The sequence below is a fragment of the Acidovorax sp. genome (assembly GCF_021287135.1).
Classification (GTDB): domain Bacteria; phylum Pseudomonadota; class Gammaproteobacteria; order Burkholderiales; family Burkholderiaceae_C; genus Acidovorax.
The window spans coordinates 197,141-218,148 of sequence record NZ_JAJTBB010000085.1 but is presented as its reverse complement, the minus strand read 5'-3'; the positions used below and the strand labels follow the sequence as shown (position 1 = coordinate 218,148).

14 protein-coding genes and 1 pseudogene are annotated in these 21,008 nt (G+C 59.1%); 5 read left to right on the top strand and 10 right to left on the bottom strand.

The window, feature by feature from the left end:
* Positions 1 to 1,494: 1,494 nt before the first annotated feature.
* Positions 1,495 to 2,513 (top strand): IS3 family transposase gene (locus LWW96_RS20620; RefSeq protein WP_291489734.1). Its coding sequence is split into 2 segments (ribosomal slippage): positions 1,495 to 1,693 and positions 1,693 to 2,513, totalling 1,020 coding nucleotides; the frame shifts between segments, so codons are not numbered across the junction.
* Positions 2,514 to 2,853: 340 nt separating this feature from the next.
* Here the strand turns inward: LWW96_RS20620 and LWW96_RS20615 are convergent.
* Positions 2,854 to 3,300: pseudogene (locus LWW96_RS20615) on the bottom strand (DNA polymerase II); the annotation flags it as partial.
* A 123-nt stretch (positions 3,301 to 3,423) separates the two neighbouring features.
* Positions 3,424 to 3,660, bottom strand: a complete 237-nt coding sequence (locus LWW96_RS20610) for an MbcA/ParS/Xre antitoxin family protein (protein ID WP_291489733.1) — start codon at positions 3,658 to 3,660, stop codon at positions 3,424 to 3,426.
* Between the two features lie 515 nt (positions 3,661 to 4,175).
* On the opposite strand from LWW96_RS20610, the gene LWW96_RS20605 reads away from it, so the two are divergent.
* From LWW96_RS20605 to LWW96_RS20595, 3 genes are all read left to right on the top strand, one after another.
* Positions 4,176 to 5,270, top strand: coding sequence for a hypothetical protein (locus LWW96_RS20605; protein ID WP_291489732.1), 1,095 nt, complete (start codon positions 4,176 to 4,178; stop codon positions 5,268 to 5,270).
* 19 nt (positions 5,271 to 5,289) lie between these two features.
* Entirely contained in the window at positions 5,290 to 5,988 is a 699-nt protein-coding gene (locus tag LWW96_RS20600; protein ID WP_291489731.1) for a hypothetical protein, read from the top strand.
* Positions 5,989 to 6,122: 134 nt separating this feature from the next.
* Complete coding sequence (locus tag LWW96_RS20595; RefSeq protein WP_291489730.1) at positions 6,123 to 8,603, top strand: DEAD/DEAH box helicase; 2,481 nt, start codon at positions 6,123 to 6,125, stop codon at positions 8,601 to 8,603.
* 250 nt (positions 8,604 to 8,853) lie between these two features.
* Here LWW96_RS20595 and LWW96_RS20590 read toward each other — a convergent pair whose 3' ends face one another.
* The gene (locus tag LWW96_RS20590) at positions 8,854 to 10,485 is read right to left on the bottom strand and encodes an AMP-binding protein (protein ID WP_291489729.1); all 1,632 of its coding nucleotides are present in this window, start codon (positions 10,483 to 10,485) and stop codon (positions 8,854 to 8,856) included.
* A gap of 5 nt (positions 10,486 to 10,490) precedes the next feature.
* Entirely contained in the window at positions 10,491 to 11,111 is a 621-nt protein-coding gene (locus LWW96_RS20585) for a TetR/AcrR family transcriptional regulator (RefSeq protein WP_291489728.1), read from the bottom strand.
* 109 nt (positions 11,112 to 11,220) lie between these two features.
* On the opposite strand from LWW96_RS20585, the gene LWW96_RS20580 reads away from it, so the two are divergent.
* Entirely contained in the window at positions 11,221 to 12,120 is a 900-nt protein-coding gene (locus tag LWW96_RS20580) for a crotonase/enoyl-CoA hydratase family protein (protein WP_291489727.1), read from the top strand.
* Positions 12,121 to 12,128: 8 nt separating this feature from the next.
* Here LWW96_RS20580 and LWW96_RS20575 read toward each other — a convergent pair whose 3' ends face one another.
* The 6 genes from LWW96_RS20575 to LWW96_RS20550 all read right to left on the bottom strand — a co-directional run bounded on the left by LWW96_RS20575 (position 12,129) and on the right by LWW96_RS20550 (position 20,996).
* Positions 12,129 to 12,344: a PAS domain-containing protein gene (locus LWW96_RS20575; protein WP_291489726.1), complete on the bottom strand. Its 216-nt coding sequence runs from the start codon at positions 12,342 to 12,344 to the stop codon at positions 12,129 to 12,131.
* Positions 12,345 to 13,002: 658 nt separating this feature from the next.
* Positions 13,003 to 14,382: a hypothetical protein gene (locus LWW96_RS20570; RefSeq protein ID WP_291489725.1), complete on the bottom strand. Its 1,380-nt coding sequence runs from the start codon at positions 14,380 to 14,382 to the stop codon at positions 13,003 to 13,005.
* Positions 14,383 to 14,456: 74 nt separating this feature from the next.
* Positions 14,457 to 16,487, bottom strand: coding sequence for a DUF3732 domain-containing protein (locus LWW96_RS20565; RefSeq protein ID WP_291489724.1), 2,031 nt, complete (start codon positions 16,485 to 16,487; stop codon positions 14,457 to 14,459).
* A complete protein-coding gene (locus LWW96_RS20560) occupies positions 16,484 to 16,963 on the bottom strand; it encodes a three component ABC system middle component (RefSeq protein WP_291489723.1) in 480 nt (159 codons plus the stop codon). Before LWW96_RS20560 ends, LWW96_RS20565 begins: the two co-directional genes overlap by 4 nt.
* Positions 16,960 to 18,186, bottom strand: a complete 1,227-nt coding sequence (locus LWW96_RS20555) for an ABC-three component system protein (protein WP_291489722.1) — start codon at positions 18,184 to 18,186, stop codon at positions 16,960 to 16,962. Before LWW96_RS20555 ends, LWW96_RS20560 begins: the two co-directional genes overlap by 4 nt.
* 413 nt (positions 18,187 to 18,599) lie before the next feature.
* The gene (locus tag LWW96_RS20550) at positions 18,600 to 20,996 is read right to left on the bottom strand and encodes a DNA polymerase II (RefSeq protein WP_291489721.1); all 2,397 of its coding nucleotides are present in this window, start codon (positions 20,994 to 20,996) and stop codon (positions 18,600 to 18,602) included.
* Between the last annotated feature and the right edge of the window lie 12 nt (positions 20,997 to 21,008).

Below are 21,008 nucleotides of genomic sequence, written 5' to 3'. Positions count from 1 at the left end.
TCAGCGCTGCAGTCTCAAATGACCCCTTTGATCCGGAGGAGACGTTGCGGTCAAGACGTAGGGATTTCTGTGTGTGGCGGTTGGGTGAACTGGCTGTTTGCTAAGTACCCGCAATGGCAATGCCTAAGTCCGGCGGCGTCATGCCGTCCCAATGGACGCCGTCTCGAGTTGCAATGTCTTGAGCCAGCACAAGCATCACATCGCGAAGCGGCCGATGGTGCCCGGGTCGTCGCCCAGCCCAGTGGCAGGTCTCATCGAAGGCTTCACTCTTTGTCGGAGCGCTTTCCGGAGCAAACCAGTGAACATAAACGTACTTCGTATAAAAGAAGGACCGTTACTGCGTTCGTGGGAACGGTCATCACTGTCAGCGTCATCAATTAGATGGCAAATTCATGGTTTTCTTGCTCACGGAGACACGATCTGCCAGGCCGAACCTTCCCAGACTTCGACGTTGATGTACATGCCTAAGTCACCGTCACGCTTACCCGAACCGTCAAGGTAAATTCCGCCGCGGCGATTGTTTGAATTTTTCACTCTGACAACCAGGAATTAAACATGGTCCAGTTGGCCTGGGAGCGGGCATCGGGCTCTCTAGCTGCGCCGGGAACCGGGGACAACCGTCAACAAGACAGGGATCAAACGGCTTGGGTGCAGGCGTCGGGCTGTCCAGCTGCGCCGGGAACCGGGGACAACCGTCAACAAGACAGGGATCTATTCGCTGATTTTCACGAGGGCCACTTGATTTAAACGGGTCATTTAACCCGTCAGTTTTTGATCGATCAGAGGACGCCGGAGGCGGTGGAGGGGGCGGCGGCGTGCAAGCGGCTCGCTTCTGCACAGTAGTTGTATGACAGACTAAATGACATGCGGCAGCACCCTCTCCCATCGGGCACTCAGTATTGCACTCAGTAGAGAACTCCGTTACATCCGCTTCGCAGTCAGCATACGCAGCACCACACGCTGTCATTAACGCGGCCAAACAGGCGTATCGAACTTTGTTCCGAGGCCTGGGAAAACCCACATTGGCCCCGCTACCGACCTTTAAAGTGCACGAATCGCCAGCTGGCCCAAGTACGGAAATACGCTTTGTCGGCTCTCGCACGATTTCTTTGCGTCTCTGCTCGTCCGGCGAGAACATGAGCCACAGACACATCGAATACCAGCCGCGCTTCAGCTTGAACTTAGGCATTTTGTATCCTAGTGGCAGCAAGATTTTAGATGTGCAGGATTAATCGAAGGAAGCTCAGCTTTCAAAAACGCTTTCAATCGGTCTTTGAGACATCTACTACATGGTATCCGAGGGGTGCAGGATGTCCACCAATGTTAACCGCAAGTACAAGTCGTGGGCCTTGTCTTCAAAGACCCTGAAAAACATATCATGTTTGGCTGGATCATGGAAAAAAACCAGAAGGAAGTAATGGCAAAAAAATTACAAATCTGTGACTTGCACGGCGACGACAGATCATTGGGTTCCTTCGGCAGGCGTAGGCGGGCATGCCCATCAAGGAGCTTTGCCGCAACGGCGGTTTCAGTGACGCGACTTTCTACAAGTGGCGTGCCAAGTTCGGCGGCATGCAGGTCTCGGAGGCCCAACGCCTGCGTGAACTGGAGTCAGAGAATGCCAAGCTCAAGCGGCTGCTGGCTGAGGCGCACCTGGACATGCACGCGCTCAAGAGCGTTCTGGGGGTAAAGCGCTAGCCCCGCAGGCCAAGCGCGAGGCGGTTGGGCGCATGGTGAGCTGTCACCATTTGTCCGAGCGTCGCGCGTGCCGGCTTGTGGGGCTCTCCCGAGACAGCTATCGCCACCCACCACAGGCCGATCAGGCCACGCAGGAACTACACGAGAAGATCATGGAGATCGCCCATGTGCGTCGCCGCTTTGGCTACCGGCGTATTCACGACCTGTTGCGCCCAGAGTTTCCGGGTGTCAATCACAAGCGGGTGTACCGTCTTTACCGGCAGGCCAAGTTGGCTGTGCGCAAGCGTAAGAAAGGCAAGCGACCCATCAACGAGCGGGTGCCGCTGCAGTTGGCTCGCACGGTCAACGAGGTGTGGAGCATGGATTTCGTCAGCGACAGTCTTGCAGGTGGACGGCGCTTGAAGTACCTCACGGTGGCCGACGACTTCACTCACGAAAGCGTGGACATCGTTGTGGATTTCGGCATCTCAGGGCAGTACGTGACGCGGGTGCTGGAGCGCGCTGCGCTGTTTCGCGGGTATCCAAAGGCGGTGCGCACGGACAACGGCCCGGAGTTCACCAGCAGAGCATTCATGGTCTGGGCCCAGGCTCACGGAATTCGTCACATTCTGTTTCAGCCAGGGCGTCCAATGCAGAACGGCTACATCGAAAGCTTCAATGGCAAGCTCCGCGACGAGCAGCTCAACGAGAGCTGGTTTGAGACCTTGCACCAGGCCCGAGCATCCCTGGCCATCTGGCGCACGGACTACAACGAAGTCAGGTCACACAGTAGCCTGGGATACGTCTGCAGGGGGCAGGTCAGACTGATCGCGTAGTCGTCGAAGGCTATAGATCTCGTGGCGGCTTGACATTGTCCTCAGGCGAAACACCATAGAGACCTACTTCTCTCCGATGTTCCGGACCGGTGAGGATCTCTTCTCACGAAGAGTGGAGTTTGCCGAGCGATGAGGAACTGCTTTACCTTGTTAGCGAGCATCCGATATCTGCCCATTACCTGACGCTCACCATTCGAAACTGGAAGACCGCAACCGCTGCGAAGCCGCCTTTTGAAGCTCTTTAGGTTGAGCCCAAAGAGCAGTCGCCTCGGCAAGCTGCCACGCCCCCTCTCCGGTCGGCCAGTTTTACCGTAGATATCGTCCCAGGTCGTCACCGCCCCTAGAACAGCACCTTCTGCGCGCTCGTCAACGCCACAAAGCTGTCGCCCAACGGCTGAAGAATCGCATCGGCAATAGGCTGGATTTGTTTGACGAGGTAGTGCTTATAGTCAATGCGCGAATGCCGGGCTTCCAGAGGTTCAGGGGTGCTTTGTGTCATCACGTACTTGATCCAGCCACCACGCTGGTACTGCCGCGGACGGTTCAACTTCGCGTTATTGGCGTCAGCGATGCGTGCCGCGCGCACCTGGGGCGGCACATTGACCTCGTAGGCATCGAGCCGGTGGCGCAGGCGCTTGCGGTAGACGAGCAACGCATCCATCTGGCCATCCAACATGGACCGCGCATAGTCGGCCACGAAGTCCCGGTAGGGCTCTCCGTGGAAGATGCGTGACAGCAAGCCCTCCTGAAACTGGCGTGCCAGTGGTGTCCAGTCGCTGCGGGCCACAGCTGGCGAAAATTGAAGAACTGGTGAACATGGGGCCAGCCAAGGCCGAGAAGAAGATGCGCCAAGGTGCGAAGGGCTGAGGTCTATGCAGCGCTGCGTGCGGGACGCTGTGGCTTGGCGGATCTAGGCGTAGCTGCCTGACTGGCTTTGCAGAAGCATTGCTTGGACCAACGCTAGCCCTTCGGGCTCTTGCAAGATATCCCACGGGCGGCGGTTTCCGAAGGCGGGGATTGGTGAGGCTAGCCACTTTTGCAGCCAGACCTCGGCGTTGAAGCCTTCAGGATTGCCTGATTCCGTCACGATCTGCTGAACCAGGTCCGTCAGAATCTTTGGGGGGCGTACGTCGTTGGGCAGGGCCATTCCGCATTCTGGGCTCTTGCCCTGCCATCCGCAAGCATGGGGCTGAATCTCGGAGTGAATCGCTCCGGCTGAACTAGACACCATCGAGCCTCAAACCTGAGGCCAATAGGAGGTGCCACGATAAAACAGCCATATCCCGAAGAACTCAAGATCGAAGCGATCAAGCGGATAACGGAGCGAGGCCACCGAGGAGCCGTTTGTCACACTTAATGGGAACACGAACTTGTTCCGTTACGCTGCCTTTAGCCCAGACGATAAAACCATAGTGACCGCACGTCTGGATTGCACAGCAGGGCTATGGCGCTGCAATTTCTGCCAACCCTCCGACACACTGGCTGACCTGCTGGTGGCCCGCCTCGGCGGGCCAGCGGATGGCTCACTGGAAATCCCGTCGGCGAAACGGATGCACTGATACGCATATGAGCAGTAGCGCTCATCTGCATGCTCACTGCCTCCAGGGCCACCCACTCGACCTTTGCCAGACTTCATAATTGCCGCCAAAGGGAGGGAATGAAATGCCGGTTGAACTTGGTGTTTGGCGAATTGATCAGGGGTTGCAAGCTGTGCTGCATCAACCCATGGCTAACGAAAAGAAGCTAGAGGACTTGATTGAGGCGAACATCGCGGTGGTTGCGCCACATCTCATGGTCATCGGCCGGCAAGTCCAGACCAGCTACGGGAAGTATGTCGATCTTCTAGCGATTGACCGAGCCGGAAACCTGGCAATCATTGAGCTCAAGCGCGACATGACACCGCGCGATGTAGTAGCCCAGGTGCTGGATTATGGCTCTTGGGTCATTGGCCTGCAGAGCGATCAGATCGCGTCCATCTGGGGTAACTACGTCGAGAAGTATCGCCCCAGCGACAAAGGCATGAGCCTGGACCAGGCGTTTTGCAAACGGTTCGGCTTGAAGGAAATGCTTGATGAGCTGAACACCGAGCATGAGCTGATCATTGTCGCCAGTGCCTTGGATGACAGCACCGAACGGATCGTGGAGTACCTTGCTGGCTACCACGGCATCAACATCAATGCGATTTTCTTTCGGATGTTCAAGGATGGGGATCGCGAGTACCTCACGCGTGCCTGGCTTCGTGACCCGACGGAAGATGCGTCCGATTCGCCCGATGCACCAGCCAACAGTCATTGGAACGGTGAGTACTACGTTTCCTATGCCGGCGAGAATCGCGAGTGGAATGAGGCCCAGAAGTACGGCTTCATTGCGGGCGGAGGCGGGACCTGGTACAGCAACACCCTACAGATGCTGTCTCCCGGAAATCGTGTCTGGGTAAACATCCCGGGCACAGGATATGTTGGAGTCGGAGAAGTGACAGGTCTCCGGGTGCCTGTAGATGACTTCACGTTTATCGAGAACGGGCACACCAAAAAGATCACGGACACCGATGCCGTCATCGCCACCCGGACCAAGTACGCGGAAAGTCCGGAGAACGCGGAGTACCTGGTGCCTGTGAAGTGGATCGAGACTGTGCCTGTCGCCAACGCGATCAAAGAAAAGGGCTTCTTCGGGAACCAGAACACCGTCGCTAGACCAACGTCACCTAAATGGGTACATACCGTGGCGCGGCTCAAAGAACGTTTCCAGATCGACTAGCCCCCTGAGAGACTGCACCTTGACTGGATCTTCGTCAGCTCCACAAGACTCTCGTAGCGACGATCCCGTACTGGCGCTCGCAGATCGATCCGACGAGTTCGAGGACGCCATACTGGACTGCTTTCCTTCGACAGGTGTGGTCCTGGCCATTGAGTCCGAACAAAACCAATTGGCCTTGAGCGCATGCCACTTGTGCATTGAGCATTCCAGGGTAGTAAGAACCGCATTTGCTATTGACGCTCCGAGCTCTGCATGCGGAGTCCTGCGCCTTCAATACGAAGCCTTGCTGCGGGCTTCGTGGCTATTTTTCGTGGCGACTCCAGCGCAGATTGAAAAGCTTGGCAGAGAACTGACACCGGAAGCCGAGCTTGCGGCCAAAAATCTCCCGAGTGCGAATGAGATGCTCTCAAAGGTGTTGGCGGCAGCTCCGGCGGGGTTGACTGCGCACCTGGCGGAGTTCAACGAGTATTCACGACACGCCTTGAACTCCTATGTCCACAGCGGGATTCACCCTCTTCGCCGTGTGCGCGAGGGATTCCCGGTGGAGATGGCGCTGAATCTGATTCGAATCTCCAATGGGCTCATGCACATGGCTTACCGAATGCTTGCCATGCTCATGGGATCACAACGCCGAATGGACAAGGTGACGCACCTGTATAAACAGTTCACCGATTGCTGCCCAATTGCCGAGTCGGGTCAAGCGCCCGGAGAAAGCTAGCTCGCGGGAGATAGATAGTCCGGCGATACCTGGATATCAGTTGCCGCTTTTTTAGGTATACGATTAGCAGCAGTTCCTATAAAGCATTGCTGCTAAGCAATAAGATTTTCTCGATTGGCGTGTGAGCAAAATACATGATCAACTTTGGTTCGCTGGCGAAGGCTGCAGGGGGCGATGTCCCAGCAACGCTCGAAGAGCTGTTCAAGCAGTTGGACCGAAAGGCAACACATACGGGGCTGCGGCCAGCCCAGCTCGCTGCGCTGGCCGCACTGGACCAGCAGATCGAGCATAAAGATGTCATCATGAAGCTGAGCACTGGGTCCGGCAAAACGGTGCTGGGGCTGCTCTATGCAGAGATGATGCGGCGCAAGTACAAGGGCGAGCCGGTGGTTTATCTGTGCCCGACCAATCAATTAGCCGACCAAGTCGTCGAGACCGGCAGGCTCATCGGTGTAAAGGTCAGTACGTTCCCAAGCAAGGGACTGCCCTATGAAGCGTTGAGTGGCGATGCAGTCCTCGCCTGCACCTACGACCGACTTTTCAACGCGAACTCGGTTTTCGAGAGCAAATCGATCCGGCCTTCAGCCGTAGTCATGGACGATGTTCACGCTGGCGCCGAACGGATTCGAAAAGCTTACACCGTCCAAGTTCCGGCGGCTGTCTTTCCTGCGCTACGGGCATTGCTGGAGCCTTTGTGCAATGCCACTGATGCCGCCACGTGGGCGGGCATCGTCAGAGGCGATGCCGGTTCGACGTATGAAGTACCGTACTGGGTGTGGTCACAGGTCTGCGGCGCGGTCGCACGATTGATGGCGGACTCGATCGACCAGCCGCCGCTGCTGTTCACTTGGGGCAACATCGCCCGCTATCTGGAGCTAACGCGATGCTGCATTTCTGGTGTGGCGGCGGAGATTGCGCTGCATATACCTCCGGTGGAGGAGGTGGCGGCATATGCCGGGGCCAAGCACCGGTTGTTCATGTCGGCCAGCATCAAAGACAGCTCCGGCATGATCGCCGCGCTAGGGTGCTCGCCTGAAGCCTACCAACACCTGATCGAGCCCAAGGAGGACGAGGGCGCGGGTGAGCGCATGATCCTACCCACGTCCCTCATAAATTCGGAAAGCGAAAAGCATGAGATCGCGGCCGCGTGTGCGGTATTGGCCACGAAGACCAACGTCGTCGTACTGACGACATCGGCATCCCAGGCGGCGGTGTGGACGGCGACGGGCGCGGTTTTGTCGCAAGGCTCTGATTTCGACGGCATGCTCGAAACGTTGCGGACCACGACTGGCAACTATGTCGTATTCGCTCAGCGGTTCGACGGAGTCGACCTGCCCGACGATGCTTGTCGCGTCCTCGTAATCGACGGCGTGCCGGGTGGGGACCGCATCATCGACCGAATCGATGCGTACCGACAGAAGGACAGCCCTGAATACGAGGTGCGCACGGTTAACAAGTTCGAGCAGGCGCTGGGTAGAGCGGTCCGCTCAAGCGCCGACTTTGCCACTGTGTTGCTGGTAGGTGCGGACATCGCGGCGTTCATCGGCCGCAAGAACGTCGCGGGCCTGCTTGAAGAGCGCACCCGGCGACAAGTGGAGCTTGGGCAGGAGCTGGCTCGTCTTCCGGATCATGCGGGCAAGTCGATAGGCGTAGTCATCCAGGACCTTGCGCAAGCATTGCTGGATCGCAACGAGGGCTGGCGGCACGCGCACAAGACGCGCGTCGCTGTGACCGACAAACAAGTGCGCGATACGGCACTGACACCCTATGAGGCCGGCGCGCTCGCCATGCGAGAGGCCTGGAACATGGCGAAGGCCAAGAACTCGCAAGGTGCGGTGGCGCGCCTTAGGGACGCTGCCGGCGCCAATCTTTTGCATCCGATCCAGAAGGCCGAACTACTGTACTGGGTTGCGACGTATCAACACCAGTTCGATCCCGGTCAGGCGGCGGAGGTTTACAAAGCTGTCTTCGGCTTGAACACCAAGTTCCCTAGGCCGCAGCAGACGCCCGACAAGCGATTCGCAAGAATGACTGATCAGGCTGTGGCCTTGTGTGGGGTGTTTGGCGTCTTCGGATCTCCGAATGCTGCCCTGGCACGCGTCGACGAGGTTAAGGCAAAGCTGGCCTTCGCGAACGAGGCGGAGATGGTGGAGCGCGGCCTGCATGAACTAGGCGAATTGCTGGGCGCCGCCAGCAGCCGGCCCGAGAAGGAGACCGGGCGAGGTCCGGACGTGCTTTGGTTGTTTGATGACTGCGGGACCTGTATCGAGGCGAAGAGCGAGAAAACGGCACCGATTCACAAGACCGATGCCGCCCAATTGCTCCTGAGCGGCACATGGTGCGATGAGCAAATAGTGGCCGGCACGCCGAAGCCGGTCCTTGTCTTTGCGACCAACGTAACGTCCGCAGATCGCCCCGAGGACATCGCGTTTGGCCCCAGACTGATGCCTGAATCTGTGCTCATGGACCTTGTCGATCGGCTTCGCAAGGTGCTGATGAGCCTCACCTACGACGGGCCCTTGTTCACTGACCCGGGGACCGTTGCCGCCAAGCTGCGCGAGCAAGGTATCACCGGCGCGGCGATCGTTGCTCGACTCGCTGTTATGAAGAGCTGACGCCACCGCTAAGGGTAGGCCCGATAGTGTTCGAGCTGCAAACCTTGGGTACTCTCCGAGCCGATGCTATGACGGCATGTGAGCGCTTTCGACATGGACTCGTTGTCACGGACTCGAATGGCCGCCGATGGCAGGATCGTCGTTCATACCGGACACTCAGGTTGTACCTCTGACTGACGGCAATCGCTGCAAAGCAGACCACAGCCCCCCTTTGCCATTTTTCTCCAGGTCGCCCTTCCGACCTGAACCTCTACTGCAGAGGCACTATCGACCCCTCACGCGCCTGCTGTATCAGCCGGAACTTCTGCACTTTCCCAGACCCCGTGAGCGGAAACGCCGTGCTTGCAAAGTACCGCGACGGTGCTTTCTGTGGCGCAAGCGTTTGCCTGCAAAAATCGCGCAGCTCCGTCGCGGTAGGTGCGTTCTCTGAGTTGCGGAACCGCAACGCGGCGCAAACTACCTCGCCCCAGTGCGAATCGGGTAGCCCAAACACCGCTGCGTCCACCACTTCGGGGTGCTCCAGAAGCCGGGCCTCCACCTCTACAGGATAGATGTTTTCGCCACCACGGATGATCATGTCCTTGAGCCGCCCGGTGATGCGCACATATCCTCGGTCATCCATCACCCCGAGATCCCCAGTGCGCAACCAACCATCCTTGGTGAAGGCCTGGTTGGTGGCATCAGGCATATCGTAGTAACCGAGCATCGTCTGGTAGCCCTTGGCTTGCACTTCGCCACCTGCGCCGACTGGCACCGCAGAACCGTTCACCGGGTCTGCGATCCTCACCTCAACATTCCAAAGGGGGCGTCCAGCTGTTTCAGCCTTGTCGTCCGGTGCATCGTGCGGCGCCGTCTGGCAAATGATGGGGCTGGCTTCGGTCTGTCCATAGACAGACAACAGATCGCAGCCAAGACCCGCCTGCACGCGCCGCAGCAATTCTGGAGGTACTGGAGCACCACCGGAATTCGCAAAGCGCAAGCTCGCCAGATCGTATAGATCCCGTTTGGGATGCTCCAGCAGAGCAATGAGCATGGTGGGCACGCCGTATAGGACGGTGGCCTTTTCGCGCTCGATGGCCGCCAATACCGCCTCGGTATCAAAGAACTGCGGCAAGACCAGTGTGGCGCCACTGACCATGCTGCCCAGCACGCTCATCACCGAACCCGCTGTGTGGAACAAGGGCATGGGACTGATCAGCACGCCATGGCCCAGTTCTAGCCGTGCGGTGACATAGCTGGCATTCGTCAGCAGCCCCATGTGGTGCAACAGTGCGCCTTTGGGCTGCCCAGTCGTACCGGACGTGTACTGCAGTTGCGCGGGAGCCCGCAGATCCACCTTTGGAAGCTCACCGGTTTGATTCCTGCCGCGAACCTCACCCCAGCGGCTCAGGCTGAACACTTCCTTGACTTCTCCGGCCACCTGCCCCGCAACGGCTGCCATGTCCGTACCGCGGAAAGCGTCCACATGGATCAGCGCCACCGATCGTGACTGCTTGAGCACATAGCGCAACTCCTCGGCCCGCAGGGCAGGATTTGCGGTGACCAAAACCATGCCTGCCAATGCAGCTCCGTATTGCAGGATGACCCACTCAGGTACGTTGGGGGCCCATACGCAAACGTGGTCTCCAGGTGCAAAGCGACCCAGGAGCCAGTGAGCGCATCGCTCGGAATCTGCGAGCAGTTCAGCATAGGTCCATCGCCTGTCTTTGCGATCCGCACCGGTCAGCGAAGGGAGGCCCTCTGGCACCACCTCGACCAGTGCGCAACGATCAGGGTGGCGTAACGCCGCCTGGCGCACTGCATCACCAGCTGTCAGGTTGAGGACTGGCCGGGACGTGTCGGCCGGCCAGTAGGAAACAGAGGGGTCAGGCAGTCTCGGCATTGTTTTTACTTCCAGTGTTCAAGGAGGATCTGGGTGGCTCGCACCCAGTTGGATATCATTTGCTGACGCCGTACAGGGTTCCTGCGCAAGACGCCAGACAGAACGAACCCACGTAGAAAGTCAGTGGTCATCGCAATCACGGCGTCGTGACCAGGCCGGTCGGCCACTGGTGCAAACAGCGCGCGCAAAACGCGCTCGCTTTCTTTGCGGGCATCTCGCTCGACCTTCACCAGTGCCTCCCGCAGACCTTCGTCGGTGCGGGCCAACGCCCACAGCTCCAGTTCCGCCATGAACGGTGGCTGGCCCATCATCAGTGCCAGAGACCGGATGGCGCGTTCCACAGCATCGGGGGCGTTGTGGAGCTTTTCCTGCAGCTCGAACACGCTTTGCTCGTTGCGACGAACCAGATCATCCACCGTGGCTGACAACAACTCGGCATGGGTTGGGAAGTGATGGAGCAGGGCTCCACGGCTCACCCCGGCTTTCTTTTGCACCTCAAGAGTCGTGGTGCGAGCGGCTCCCTGCTCGATCAGTGACTGGACAGCGGCATCCAGGATGCGGTCACGTGTGGACCGCTCTGGTGTGGCATCGCTTCTTGAGGTTTTGGATTTGATGATGGATTGCATAAGTGCGATCAATGAAACAGTCAGTGTTGACTGTATGCGGATCGCGCCTTACAGTCAACGCTGACTGTTTTCAATCAATCAACGTTTTCCCATAATCAAGGACAGATCCATGCCCACCTTCAGCACTCTGCGAATCGAGAAAGACCCACAGAACGCACGCATCGCTCGCTTGCTTCTTAACCGGCCTGAACGGCTCAATGCCATCAGCGACGAGATGCCTCGGGAGATCCGGGCGGCCGTGGAATGGGCCAATGCCGACGACGAGGTCCATGTGATCGTGGTCGAGGGGGCCGGTAAAGGCTTTTGTGGAGGCTACGACCTTGCGGGATACGCAGAGCAGCACATCGAACACCCTTGTCAGCAGGAGAAGTCCCCCTGGGATCCCATGGTGGACTACGCCTACATGAAGCGAAACACCGAGGATTTCATGACGCTCTGGAAGAGCGCCAAGCCCACCATTGCCAAGGTCCATGGCGCAGCGGCCGCGGGAGGAAGCGACATTGCCTTGTGCTGCGACTTGCTGGTGATGGCTGAAGACGCCCGTATCGGCTACATGCCGACACGCGTTTGGGGATGTCCCACCACGGCGATGTGGACCTTTCGTCTGGGGCCCATGCGGGCCAAGCAGATGATGTTCACCGGAGATCTCATCGACGGCAAGAAGGCTGCGGAATGGGGGCTTGCCACCATGGCCGTACCCGCTTCAGAGCTTGAGGAAACCGTTGTGAAATTGGCCAACCGGATTGCAGGCGTGCCGCGCTCGCATTTGGCGATGCACAAGATGGTGGTGAACCAGGTCATGCTGAACATGGGCGTCGAGCAGACCCAGATGATGGCTACGATGTTTGATGGAATCACCCGTCACAACCCAGAGGGCCTGTGGTTCCGCCGCCATGCGCAAGAGCACGGATTCAAGTCGGCGATCGAATGGAGAGATAGTGGGCGTCCAATTCCTGAAGGAGATGAGGCACGGGCATTGATTCGTGAGATTGATGAACGGGCAAGGTGATGCATTGCTCAGGCTAAGCAATGCATGCCCGAGCGCATGGTGCCAATGTCGTCGGAATGCACGAACTCCAGCAAGGACCTGCCGAGCGCCGCCTCCACCGAATGACCGGTGAGCGTTGTCCACGCCGGATTCAGGTAAGTGATCTCCCACAGCGCATCGGTCTGCACCACCGCCTCGGGTAGCAGTTGCAGTAGCTTTGCGGACGGCGTGAGAGTGGTAGGCATGCAGGGCTGTCGCAAAAAGGGAGTCAGGTGAAGCCAACGGATAGCAAAATCAACCACACCAGATCAAGTATGGCAGGGGTTTTGGGCAGGCTCGTGCCGCAAACCACTGACGAGTCGTTAGTCGATTGGCAGGTCATGATCGAAGCAGTTGCTCAGCCCGTCGAACGCGAATGACTGCAATCAACGTTGAGCGACTGCTTTTCTTGAGTCGCCACCGACCGTTACGAGTCGAACCCGCCAGTCTAAGTTACGGAGAAGCGGTCGATTGCGCGGTACCAGTTGGGTCGCGCAACGATATGGCAGCAGTACCTTCTCCAGCGCTACCCGGGCCAGAGAAAGTCGAAGCGCCCAACAGTCGCTTCGCTGCATTCATCGAGGGCACAACCAAAGCCGGCGACCGACTCCAGACCCTGCAGAGCACACCCCTGACATGGCAGCTTCAGGCTGCGAGCGGTCGGTCATCACGTCGCCGATAGACGACTGCTTCGAGGAAGAGTCGCCACTGGGCGACCTCTCCACGCTCGCTTTCGCGCGCCCGTCCACAAGGGACGTAGAAAACCACACGTTCTCGATAGTCTCTACGCTCGTAGCCGCCCAATCTCCGGGCTTCGCCGGGAACGTTCAGCCTGAGCATCCTCGAACTGTTGTCGAAGTCTGCCTAGTGGTATCCGGCCTCCGTGTCGTCCCAGTCTTGCATGCGCCGAGCGTGATCGGCGTCATCCTCGGCCTGGGTGGTTTTGCGCTGGATGGCGACGACCAGCGCGTCGCCTCCTGAGAGCAAGTCTTCAATCAGCGTTTGAAGTACCGCGGTCGTGCTGCTGTCCGCGCCAATGTAGCCCGATTGCAGAAGACTGTGGAAGGCTGTCTGGCGCATGTAGCGTCCCTCTAAGGCCGTGTAGCTTAGGTGTACCTTTTTGGATCGCGGTGCTCTCGATGGACCACGCGCCAGTGCTTTGAAGTGTTCCAGCGGAAGGAGGAAGCTCGATTCCGAATCACCGTAGCGGCGGACGAACTTGAGGTAGAAGAAGTCGTCGGAAAGCCGATAGCTCTTCTCTGAACTCACTACGCGGCGGGAAAACCGCTGCATCGCGCTCAGTTGCTTGGACAGGTGACGGTCCTGAGTGTAGGTCCAGTCGTCGCGCCCGCCCGCGCCGTCGTGTTCAAGCATCTTGTACTGGACCATCACGAGGTTGTCGTGGAAGTGGTTGATGTAGATGAGATCGACGCCGAACACCTCCTCTAGCTTCTTGCGATTGGCGGTGATGACCTCTAGGGTCTGCTGGCCCTTGCGGAACATCGCGCGCCCGGTGGCATCGCTGCCGACGAGCTGGAACTCCGGGACCTGGCGCGCATCGTGCTCAATCACCGAGTCCTCCATAAGGCGTGCGCCGACCAGCCGGCTCTCCCTGCCCTTGACGAGTTCGAGATGCACGGCGGGCGCATCGCCCGAAAGCCCGAAGACCTTCAGTGCCATGTCGATCGCCTCCCCCTGCAGTCGTCCGGAAGGGCCGAGAGGAGGTTGATCGAGCCCGGCGGATACCATGCGCAACGCGCCATGGTTGCCCCGGGAGCTGGCCATCGTGTCCACGAGGATCGCGCTGAGCTTGGGCGACAGTTTTGTCACCGGCGACGGGTCTGCCAGGCGTGTGGAGAATCGCTCTGCGGCGCGTGCCTCCTGGATCAGTCCAACCAGTTGCGACGCTGACGGCGTGACGCGCGCGGTTCTCTCGACTTTGATCCGGGTGTCGAGCGTCGCAGTAACCTGCTTGGACTTGATGACACCCACGTAGAGCATCTCCTCGCCATCATCGTGATCCTGGACGCCTCGCAAACGCGTGCCGGTGATCAGGCACAGGCAGGGAGCGACGACTTCGCGCAGGTAATCATGCGGAATGTTGAGCGTGAACTCCCGCATGCCCTTCCTGGAGTTCAGGATGGCACCGTATTGATAGTCTTCGAGTCGAAGGATGGCTATCGGGCGGCGGGTCACGAACCTTCGCAGGAAGGACTGCCACCCTGGGGTGGTTGAATCGGTCACGGGTAAAAAGTAAGACGGTGGATCTGACGCCATACCGAGCGACGGCCTGCGTGTGGTCGACGCGCACTCGATGGCTAGTTTGTAGACCGACGCTTCCAATCACGAGGTATAAGGCCCTTACCCGACGCCTTGGTCCAGCGCTCCTTCGTCGCGGCTACGTAACGAGGGTCCGACGGAAAGTAGGCATGCTCAAGCAGAAGTACTTGCAAGCCGCTGCGCGCCTCAACCTCCTTGAAGAGGAAGTCGATGTGCTGTCGCATGGCCACATAGTCCTCGTCGTTAGAAATCGATATCTCGTCCGGTCGGGATTCTTCTATGTCCGAATCGACCTCGCCGGCATCCTCATCCCCTTCGTCCTCAACTTCATCGGCGTCCTTACTCTGATTGGGGAAGTAGGGACGGCTGAGCTGGTCGAGGACGATGACGCCGGGTACGGGCCTGCGCTCTTTCTCGAAATGCTTTTGCAGTCCAAACGCCAGTGCTACGTGGACTGCCAGCCAGTTCTGATCTGAACCTAAATCCGCCATCGAAAGCACCGCATCTTCAGGCCCGGCCTCAATGACAGAGATGGAGGGCTCCCGGGCCGAGAATATGAGCTCTGCGTCAACACAGGGCTCAACCTTTGGCAGCTTCGAGAAGGCTTCAGAGGCGTACTGTGAGACGGCGGCTTCCGCACGACGCATGCGGATGCGTCGGTTGTCGGCGTCAATCTTCGCTTCCAGTTCCGCAATTTCATCCCGCTGTTTAGTTAGGTCTTTGGCAGGCTTCAGAAGCTGGTCGTCGATGGTTTCAAGGAAATATGTGGCCTTGCCGCGGAAGAAGTACTGCAGCTGAGCAAGGTCGGCAAATTGCTTGGCCTCGGCAATCTGGTTCAGCGCTGACGCGACTGCAGCATCGAGTTCCCTCAGAAGTCCGCTGAGCTCTTCAACTCGCTTGTTCAGCTGCTCTGCCGCTTCGCCGATCAGCGGTCGAAGGCGCCCAACTGCACTGGTCTCTGCACGAAAAGTCTCGAGTGATCGCCTCATGGCGACGGCGACTTCGGCGCCAGCGGCAGTTTCAGACTCGCAGACCGGGCATTTGGTGGGGACATCCAGCAGGTGAAGATGCTCGGCAATCCGGAGTTTCTGCTGCTGGGTACTAACCGCAGCCTCGTAGTCCAGTGACTCCTGTTCCGCCACGGCCAGCGCTCGAAGCTTGCGCTTAGTCTGATTCAACTCCTTCAGTGTGGCTTGGCGACGCTCCTGCAAGCTGTCAAGCTGGTCAGCGCCTGGGTATTGCAGCGGACGAGCTGCTGGGGATGCTGCCCTGCGCAACATGCCGATGAGTAAGGCTTCGTCAGCTCCTTCGGGCGGGCGTTCTACAAGTCCAAGTTGCTGCGCTTCACCAAGCAGCACCCGAGACCTCTGCTTTAGCAAGCTGTCTTTTGCGACGCGGGCCTCTTCACGAGCAGCGTCGATCTCCAAGGCTCTGCGCGCCTGTCGAAGGCGTCGCTCGGCGGCCGCCGTTGACCCATTCACCACGCCCAGGAAGTAGGGCATTGTCGCGATGATGGGGAGAGCTTTGCGATTGTCGTCAAGCCCATGAAGCAGGACCGTCTCGCTGTCGATAACCTCCTTGGTGACGAACACGTATGGCGTGAACTGGCGGATCGACGGTCTGTCCAGCGAATCTCTTTCGGGTTGTTCGGAGTCTCCTATAGGCATCGCCTCGATGCCGAACGACTCGCCCAACCTAGCCTTGCTGACTGCCACAGGCCCTCTGCCTTCAAACTCTTCTACGGAGCGAGGAACCTTCAGGTTTCTCCCCGTAGTCACATACATGTAGGAGTTTGGCGCCTTGCCGACAAGCGGGACTTGGCGGCACGAGATCATCTCTTCGGTACCCCTTACCCACTTGACTCCAACAGCAACACAGCGGCGCCGTACATATACAGGAAGCTGGCATTTTGACGACCCCAGGCAATAGTCCAATGCCTTGATGACCGCCGACTTGCCTGTGCCCGATGCGCCGGTGATGATGTTCACGCGGTCAGCGTCCAGTTCGATGATGCGGAAAGCACCTTCCTCGCCGATGAAGAAGACGCTTGCGATGTTCCATCGTTTCATACAGATACTCCCAATGCTTCCAGGACCGACCTGGGCGAGCCCATCCCAGCCATCCAAATCCCCAGCAGGCGGGCCCGTTTTAAGGCAGCGCCCGCCACGCCGGTCGTGACCGCTGCCGGAAACGTCTTACGGGTGCTCTCAACGCCTCCGTCGGCTGTGAGCTTGAAGATGCCGGCGATGCAGCCAAAGCGGATGGCGGCCGTCGTGATTTCCAGCGTCGAGTTGACCTTCTTTGCCAGGTCGACTGACACCTTCGGGTTTCGGCTCATCCAAAGGGTGAACCCGGTATCCCGATTGCAGCCTTCAAAGGTCGGCGCCAAGTCTTCCGAGATCGCGAGGGGTACGACTAGGTATAACAACGCCGCTGCCGGGCAGACTCCCGGCTGAGCCGCCTGGTAGGCAGAACAAAACTGTGCGAACACTGCACCGCAGAACGCCGGATTGGTCTCGGCGAACACGTCACGCGCGGCAATCATGGGCAGCCCTTCAACAGGGTCGCGTAATCTGGGTGCCAGCCAACACTCTGCTCAACCGCTAGAACCTGATAGCTGCCACGCACGTAATAGGAAGCGCTCCAGTTTTTCGCGAAGGGGTCGACTTCCTGGTGGGCCTGACTGAACGACCACCGAAAGATCGCCAAGCCGGCGGCCTGCTTTTCGTTCTCCGAGGCTGACTGATGCTGCTCCGTCATCGGCTCATGCCGGTCTCTCCATTCTTGGACGAGATATTCGTCGTATCGATGAATACGGCCAGCCATGTCCGCTCGATCAGCCATCCACTTGTGACGCTGGGACCGTGCTTTCCATTCTTCGCGTTGCGCCGACCGAATCTCGGATTTGGTGCAGTTCACGAGCTGTAGTTGCGTGGCAATCATGGACGGCGGGTTGTGATCATCGGGTGGAGCCTCGAACTGGAAATCGGCGAGCAACTCGTCGCGTGCCAGCTCGCCAGCCATCTCGAGCAATCGCTGTTGAACCTCGAGTGTGGTGATGAACCGTTCTCTCTTGGCACAGAACGAGTACACGATCTGCAGATCCCACCACTCCATGAGGCGCCGCGAAATCGCTTCACGCTGGTCGGGAGGGAAGTTCGTGAGCGCGTTCGCGATGTCGCGTTGAATCTTTTTGATGTCGTTCGCAGCAGGCTGGATCGTCGCCCTGGACAGGAGCTTCTCTCGGGTAACCTCCGCGAGGGCAAGATAGGCAGAACAGCCGGGTAGCCGCTCAATGTGCGGCAAAGGTCCCCTGCCATTCTGCTTGGCTGCAGAGTGCTCATTCACTACGCGTTGGGCCTCCGCCTCCAAGAGTTTCAAGAGATCTGTGCGCGACGCCTTTTCATCAAGGAGCGGCGCCAAGACGCTGCTGGGCGGCAGCGGAGCCACAGTGACGAGTTGGAAGCGCGTGTCGTCAAGGCTTACCTTTGGCAGTACGTCGATCCATGCCTTGAGTGTCTTCCAAAGGGCCACGGAAGCCAAGCTAACCCCCGCTGGCTTCTTGCTCAGCGAGTGCTTTAGTTGAACGAGCAGCGATCGGCCGTTTAGGGCAATCTCCACATCGTCTAAACGCTCCAGACATACCGCTGCATCGTCTTCATCGGCTTTGACAATAAGCAGCAGCCCGTATAGCGATTGATAGTAGAACCCCAACGCCGCATCGATAGCGGAGTGATCGTCTACTGTGACCGTTGTCGCAGAACTCACGTTGCCCCCCTCAATCTCCACTTGTTCGCCGCGGGCGTCGGCCCCAAACCGATCACATGCGAAGCGGTCAATTTATGTTCGCAAACTGTAACAAGTTTCAGGGCGTGCTGAAACATTGGCTGCGACCACTCCGAGCGTTTTGATTCGTCGCCAACTATGAACACGCAGGATGGATGACAGAACAGCCTCCACGATCGTTGGGGGGCCAGCGGCATAGCGGAGAATAGATAACAGCTTCGTGCAAGGAAGCAGACATCCAGCACCGAATGTCATACGACGGCTATCGCTGCAAAACTGCCGTCTGGCGCTCTTGAGGTTGAAGCCCAAAGAGCAGTCGCCTCGGCAAGCTGCCACGCGACTACGACCGGTCCACCAGCTTTATCGTAGGTATCGCCCCAGGTCGTCCCCCGCGCCTAGAACAGCACCGTCTGCGCACTCGTCAAGGCCACAAAGCTGTCGCCCAACGGCTGAAGAATCGCATCGGCAATGGGCTGCATTTGCTTGACGAGGTAGTGGTCATAGTCAATGCGGGAATGTCGGGCCTCTAGGGGTTCGGGACCGCTCTGCGTCATCACATACTGGATCCAGCCTCCGCGCTGGTACTGCAGGGGACGGTTCAGCTTCGCGTTGTGTGCGTCGGCGATGCGCGCCGCGCGCACCTGGGGAGGCACATTGACCTCGTAGGCATCGAGCCGGTGGCGCAGGCGTTTGCGGTAGACGAGCAGCGCATCCATCTGGCCATTCAGCATGGACCGCGCATAGTCGGCCACGAACGCCCGGTAGGGCTCTTTGTGGAAGATGCGTGACAGCAAGCCCTCCTGGAACTGGCGTGCCAATGGGGTCCAGTCGCTGCGGGCCATCTCCAGGCCGCGATAGACCATCTCTTCCCGGCCCTCTGCGTCGACGCTCAGGCCGGCGTAGCGCTTCTTGCTGCCCACGTCCGATCCCCGGATGGTGGGCATGAAGAACTTGGCGTAGTGGGTGTCGAACTCAATCTCGAGGAAGTTTTCTAACTGCTGCTCTTCGCGCAGCTTGCGGGTCCACCAGGCATTGATCTCCTGCACCAGGCTGGCCGCAATGGCGTGCGCATCCGCATTGGGATAGGTGCGCTTGAGCCAGATGAAGATGGAGTCGGTGTCTCCGTAGATGACCTGGTATCCGCGCTGGTCTACGAGCGCGCGGGTCAGCTTCATCACCTCATGGCCGCGCAGGGTCACGGCGGACACCAGCTTCGGGTTGAAGAAACGGCATTCGGAGGCACCCAGCACGCCAGCGAAGGAGTTCATGAGCAGCTTCAGGGCCTGCGACAGCGACTGGTTCCGCACGCGCTTGGCCTCGTCCCGGGCATTCGAGAGAGTAGTCACGATGTCCGGCAGGCAGTGCTTCTCGCGCGAGAACAGCGTGCCTTGCGGCCCCTGCACCAATCCGGTCTGGAGCTCGGCGCTCTCTCCCTCGGCCAGGCCTACCGGGTCCACCAGGAAGGTCCGGATGATGGAGGGGTACAGGCTCTTGTAGTCCAGGACTACAACGGAGTCGTAGAAGCCTGGCGTCGAGTCCATCACATAGCCACCAGGAAAGGCCTTGGCCGCGATGTCACCCACGTTGGGTGCCACATAGCCCAGGCGGTGCATGCGCGGCAGGTAGTGGTGGCTGAACGCAGCGATGGAGCCACCGAAGTGATCCACCTGCAAGCCTGTCGTCTGCGCGCGCTCCAGCACGAACGGCAGCAGCTCCAGCTTGTCGAAGATGCGCAGGACCAAGGTGCAGTCGCGGATGTTGTAGCTGGCCAGGGCCGGCTTGTCCTCCTGGTAGCGCCGCTCGATCTCGGCCATCTTGTCGTAGGCGTCGCCGATCTCCTTGCCTTCGCCGAGCAGTGCCTGCGAAACCGCTTCGAGACTGAACGACGGGAAGCTCCACATGCCCGCCCGCAATGCCTCAATGCCATCAACAACCACACGTCCGGACATGGGCGCGAACAGGTAGCCCTGGCGCCCCGGGTGCGTACGCCAAGCGATGGGGCGGCGCTCGCGTCCGAGCAGCAGTTGCACGGAGTTCGCATCGGCGGTCTTTTGCAGCACCCGCAGATCGAACTGGATCACGCTCCAGCCGATGATGACATCCGGGTCATGGTCTGCAAACCAGGCATTGAGGTGCTCGATCATCGCCCTGCGAGTTGAGCAGTACACAAGCCGGAAGTCCATCGGCGACACAGCTGGCGCCGACACAGACTCTGGTGCTTCCCCCAGCATGAACACCACCCGGTCGCATGCAGCATCCAGTGCGATGGAGTACAGATCCTCGGTCGCGCTCGTCTCGATGTCCAGCGACACCACCTTCAACACCGGGCGCCAACCAGACGCGGGCTTCAACCTGCCGTCGAGGATGGTCGAACCTTCCCGGTGCCCTCCCTCCACCAAAACACCGGCTGTGATGAATCGCTCCATCAGGTAGCGGTCATGTGGCCGCACATCCGCTTCGTACAGCGGGATCCCCAATGGCTGGAGTGCGCGCGCCAGCTTGCCCAGATCGCGGAACCTGCGGGCGTAGACACCGAGGACGGGCTGCTGGTCGAATGTCTTCAGATCGAGCTCCCTCACCTCCAAGCCCTGCAGGTTTGCCAGTGTGGTCTGTGCTGCAGCCCTGTGGCGAACAGGCAGAAAGGCCACCGAGGCCTGCTGGGTCAGAAGCACCTTCTTCGGCCCCTCGTCAGTGGCCAGCCAGTATTCGATCTCGGTGCCGTCCGGGAGGTCGCGCCAGTTGCGGGTGAGGATGAAGCCCCGGAGTTCGGTGGGTGCGAGGGCTGAGGACATCAGGTGGGCGAA

Excerpts from the sequence above, each read along its gene's own strand:
- LWW96_RS20565 (WP_291489724.1), bottom strand. The coding sequence starts at position 16,487 with ATGAAACGATGGAACATCGCAAGCGTCTTCTTCATCGGCGAGGAAGGT.
- LWW96_RS20605 (WP_291489732.1), top strand. The coding sequence starts at position 4,176 with ATGCCGGTTGAACTTGGTGTTTGGCGAATTGATCAGGGGTTGCAAGCT.
- LWW96_RS20560 (WP_291489723.1), bottom strand. The coding sequence starts at position 16,963 with ATGATTGCCGCGCGTGACGTGTTCGCCGAGACCAATCCGGCGTTCTGC.
- LWW96_RS20585 (WP_291489728.1), bottom strand. The coding sequence starts at position 11,111 with ATGCAATCCATCATCAAATCCAAAACCTCAAGAAGCGATGCCACACCA.
- LWW96_RS20595 (WP_291489730.1), top strand. The coding sequence starts at position 6,123 with ATGATCAACTTTGGTTCGCTGGCGAAGGCTGCAGGGGGCGATGTCCCA.
- LWW96_RS20610 (WP_291489733.1), bottom strand. The coding sequence starts at position 3,660 with ATGGCCCTGCCCAACGACGTACGCCCCCCAAAGATTCTGACGGACCTG.
- LWW96_RS20580 (WP_291489727.1), top strand. The coding sequence starts at position 11,221 with ATGCCCACCTTCAGCACTCTGCGAATCGAGAAAGACCCACAGAACGCA.
- LWW96_RS20590 (WP_291489729.1), bottom strand. The coding sequence starts at position 10,485 with ATGCCGAGACTGCCTGACCCCTCTGTTTCCTACTGGCCGGCCGACACG.
- LWW96_RS20550 (WP_291489721.1), bottom strand. The coding sequence starts at position 20,996 with ATGTCCTCAGCCCTCGCACCCACCGAACTCCGGGGCTTCATCCTCACC.
- LWW96_RS20575 (WP_291489726.1), bottom strand. The coding sequence starts at position 12,344 with ATGCCTACCACTCTCACGCCGTCCGCAAAGCTACTGCAACTGCTACCC.